At 56.1% G+C, this 2,722-nt stretch carries 3 protein-coding genes; 2 read left to right on the top strand and 1 reads right to left on the bottom strand.

What is annotated here, in order from left to right:
• Positions 1 to 34: 34 nt before the first annotated feature.
• Complete coding sequence (locus Q0239_RS12515; RefSeq protein WP_298603365.1) at positions 35 to 286, bottom strand: hypothetical protein; 252 nt, start codon at positions 284 to 286, stop codon at positions 35 to 37.
• Positions 287 to 507: 221 nt separating this feature from the next.
• Between Q0239_RS12515 and Q0239_RS12510 the strand changes: the two genes are divergently transcribed.
• Together Q0239_RS12510 and Q0239_RS12505 are read left to right on the top strand one after the other, a co-directional pair.
• The gene (locus Q0239_RS12510; protein ID WP_298603363.1) at positions 508 to 1,590 is read left to right on the top strand and encodes a GSU2403 family nucleotidyltransferase fold protein; all 1,083 of its coding nucleotides are present in this window, start codon (positions 508 to 510) and stop codon (positions 1,588 to 1,590) included.
• Between the two features lie 48 nt (positions 1,591 to 1,638).
• Complete coding sequence (locus Q0239_RS12505; RefSeq protein WP_298603361.1) at positions 1,639 to 2,691, top strand: SIR2 family protein; 1,053 nt, start codon at positions 1,639 to 1,641, stop codon at positions 2,689 to 2,691.
• Positions 2,692 to 2,722: the final 31 nt, after the last annotated feature.

The raw sequence follows: 2,722 nt of genomic DNA, 5'->3' as shown, positions 1-2,722 counted from the left end.
TCATGGTCATGGTCGTGCTCCTTCGGGTTGGGGTTCAGTTCGCGGTGACAAGCGCCGAGCGGCCTTCGGCGGTGACGCCGTAGATCAGTGGCAGACGCTTGCCGAACGGGCTGGGGTTCTCGGCAACGAGGCGCATCGCCTCGATCCGCGCCTCTTCGAGGCTCGTCGCGCTTGCCCGTGCGTAGCGCCCGGTTCCGAGGAACAAGGCCACGTCGAAGCGAACGGCTTGGGCGATAACTGCCGCGTTGGCGGCGTCGGCGGGATGAACTTTGCGGCGGCGTTTCATGAGCGATCTCCGTGGGTTACGGGACCGCAGACAGCCTCGACCGCAAAACGAGAGCAACTGCTAAGTCGCTGATTTTTCTGGGTTTAAGCGGCAGTTTGGTGTCAGCCCGCCAGCGAAACCGACTTCATTATGCCCAATCTTCCTTTTTGGGCATAATGCTCTTGTATTTTGCCATGCACGGCGGCATTATTCGCAAAATGAAGATTTGGGTATAACCACCAGTGAAGCCACTCAGCCTAGCCCATCAGACCATGTTCTCGGACTTGATCCAGAGATGCCTGGATGCCGAGTTTGACGAGACGTTTCCTGAGAACGGCTCATTCGCCAAGGTAAAAGGCACAAACGGCCAACAGTTCTGGTATTATAAGGGCTACAACCGCGGCGAAGCGAAGGCCGACAGCAAGCGTTTCTCAAAATATGTTGGCCCGGTCGCCGACCCGGACGTAACGGCACGGGTGGAGCGCTTCCAGAGGGTCAAAGCCAACTATCGCGAGCGCCGGTCACTCGTCACCTCTCTCACCGCGGCAGGATTGCCTTCACCTCCTGCACTCGTTGGCGACATCGTTGATGTCCTATGGCGCGCAGGTCTGTTTCGTCTGCATGGCGTTCTGGTCGGCACCGCCGCTTTCCAAACCTACGCAGGCCTGCTCGGCGTGCGATTACCCAGCGCGCCGCTCATGACGGGCGATGTCGACTTCGCCCAGTTCCATTCCATTTCCGTTTCGGTCGACGATTCAATTCCGCCCGTGCTCGAAGCGCTTCGGCTGGTGGACCCGACATTCCGGGAAGTCCCGAGCCTCGCAAATCCAAGGGCGACAACGAGCTTCAGCAATGCAGCGGGCTTCGAGGTTGAATTCCTCACACCGAACCGAGGCAGGGACGACTTTGCAGGCGAGCCGGCGCCGATGCCAGCGCTTGGCGGCGCCAACGCGCAACCCCTTAGCTATCTCGACTTTCTGATCCATCAGCCGGTCCGTTCGGTGCTGCTGCATAAGGGGGGTGTTGCGGTTCTCGTTCCCGCACCGGAGCGGTTCGCGGTCCACAAGTTGATCGTTTCAGAATTGCGCCGTGCTGACCGCGACAGAGCGAGCAAGGCCCGCAAGGATCTCGAACAGGCGTCAGTGCTGATCGAAGCGCTCGCGAACAGTTCATCCAGGCTCGATCTCGGCCTCGCTTACATCGAAGCGCGCGACCGTGGACAGAAATGGCGCGAGGCGCTGGAGGGGGCGGAAGGCAAGCTTCCGCCAGAAGTCAAAGAGCGACTCCAATCGGCGTGCGCGGATGCGGGAGCCGTTGATGGGTAGTCGCCGCACTATCGATATCGCCCTCTTCTCTCTGCATGGATCATGCCCATGAGCAGTGAAGATCGCGTCATCTCGATGGGTGATGGCTTGGCCGCGATACCGGAGCGGCTCCTGCTGGCTCATGCGCGCGGGGAAGTGTTGTTCATTTGTGGTGCAGGCATCTCTATACCTGCTGGGCTTCAAAGTTTCCGACGACTTGTCCTTGAGGTCTATCAGGCAGTCGACCCCGTCGTATATGCTGAAATTTCACAAATTCCAGAAGCTGCTTGCAATAATTGGCACGTATCTGGCAAGAATCTAAACAATCAGCAAAAGGCAGAGGTCAAGCGATTCGTACTTTCGGATTTCGATGTTGTCCTTGGGATGCTTGAGAGGCGGATTGATGGACAGTCGGATAAAAACAGCAAAGTTAGAAACACTGTAAAATCTCTCATAAAGAATGGGCGACCGGGATTACCGAAAGAACCTCAACCCGCACCAATCCACCGCGCCATTGTGCGCCTTTCTGATCGCGGTGGAGCCTCTGCTATAATAACAACAAATTTCGATCTTCTTCTTGAGGAGGCCTCGAAGAAAATTGGCTCATCCCTCGAAACTTACTCACTTAACTCGCTACCAAGACCTACAAGACGCCAAGATTTTGGAGGGGTATTTCATATTCATGGCGCATTGGACGCGGACACCCGCAGGATATCCGACCTAATTCTTACGGATCAGGACTTCGGCGACGCATATCTGCGACAGCGCATCGTCCCTGATTTCATATACGATCTTGCTCGGCTCTACCATCTGGTCCTCGTTGGCTACAGCGCAAACGATCCTCCGATGAGGTACCTCCTAAATGCGGTGGCCAGTGACGAAAATAGATTTTCAGATATCAAGAAGCGTTATGTCTTCACATCAAGCAGTTCTCCTGATCCTGTCGCGCTGGTAGACTGGAGAGCCCGCGGAATTCTTCCGATCGAGTATGATTCTAATAATCACCATGATGCGCTCCGTGCCACGCTGGCAAGATGGGCACAGTTGTCTGTTCACAATGGTCGGCGAGATCTCGTTGAAGCAGAACTGTCAATCGGCTCCCAAATTTTGGGCGCCGATTGACAGCCTCCACTACAGAACAAATGGTCACACG

The organism is uncultured Sphingorhabdus sp. (genome assembly GCF_937872355.1).
In the GTDB taxonomy this organism is placed as follows: Bacteria; Pseudomonadota; Alphaproteobacteria; order Sphingomonadales; family Sphingomonadaceae; genus Sphingorhabdus_B.
This window is presented reverse-complemented; position numbering and strand designations above follow the sequence as displayed.